The organism is Kitasatospora sp. NPDC007106, assembly GCF_040634455.1.
GTDB lineage: Bacteria > Actinomycetota > Actinomycetes > Streptomycetales > Streptomycetaceae > Kitasatospora > Kitasatospora arboriphila.
On the sequence record NZ_JBEYFP010001437.1, the window covers coordinates 1 to 1075 of the forward strand.

Annotated in this window: 2 protein-coding genes; both read right to left on the bottom strand. The window is 72.3% G+C overall.

What is annotated here, in order from left to right; translation table 11 throughout:
• The coding region (locus ABZ641_RS39095) for a hypothetical protein (RefSeq protein ID WP_359989480.1) at positions 1–228 on the bottom strand (228 nt) is incomplete at its 3' end.
• Positions 229–505: 277 nt separating this feature from the next.
• A complete protein-coding gene (locus ABZ641_RS39100; protein ID WP_359989482.1) occupies positions 506–1024 on the bottom strand; it encodes a pyridoxamine 5'-phosphate oxidase family protein in 519 nt (172 codons plus the stop codon).
• Positions 1025–1075 lie beyond the last annotated feature (51 nt).

Here is a 1075-nt window from a genome sequence, read left to right on the forward strand (position 1 = left end):
GGCGGCGCCGCCGCCCGGGGCGGGCCGGCCGACGGCGTGCGGGCCGTGCCGCAACGGCACGCCCGCGGGCAGCTCCTTCTCCGTCTCCTTGTGCTCGGCGACGTTGGCGGAGGCCGCGACCGGGACGGACTGACGGGGCTTCAGCGTCCCCGCGGCACCCCCGCCCAGCAGCAGGGCGAGACCGAGCAGGGCCGCCAACAGGCCCGTGACCGAGCTGCGCGTACGCATCGGTGCTCCCCCTTCCGTCGCCGTTCAGCTGGGCATGTTCACGGTGATAAACGCATCTGATGACGGATCAGTTTCCTCGAGATGTGGAGATCGTGACAGGAAGGCGGCCGGTATCGGTACGTGTCCGAGCAATCCGCCCGGGAGCCACGGTGACGGAGAGTGAGGGGGAGCAGGAAGGGCGCACGGGGGTGACGTCACTCGTGCGTGTGATCGTCCGGCGAATCCCCGTCCGCCGGAGCAGAGCCGTCCCGCCCCCCGGTCACCCCGTCCGCAAGCCCTAGCCGTCCGCCCGGGTCCAGAACTGGCGGGGCGCGAATCCCTCGCGCCGGAGCCAGTGTTCGGTGTAGACGATCCGGTCGGCCTCGATCACCACGATCGGCCCGGTCGGCGGCTCGTCGAGGGAGCGGGAGCGCTCGACGTGGTCGGACTGCCAGCGGAAGGCCGGCCAGTAGCGGTCGAAGCCGGGATCGCCCTCGGACAGCACCCGGGCCCGGCCGAAGAGCTGTGCGCCCCGGCTGCTGGCCTGGCCGACCAGCGGGGCGAAGACCCCCACCGACGCCCGGGGGTCCGCGGCCAGGTTCCTCATCTTCGGCGAACCGGCGGCCGTGGAGAACATCACCGCGAAGTCGAGGTGGAAGTACCGCACCGGCGTCGCGAGCGGCCCGTCCGGCCCCGCCGTCGCGAGCACGCACATGTTCTGCGAGGACAGCAGGTTGAGTATGCGTTCCTCCAGCCGCTCGCGATCGAGCCGCTGCTTCGGTGCCGGGCCGGCCAGCCAGGGATTGGTCACAGTCATGATCAAGTCTCGCACGGCCCGGCCCCGGTCCTGCCGGGGCCGGGCGGCGAC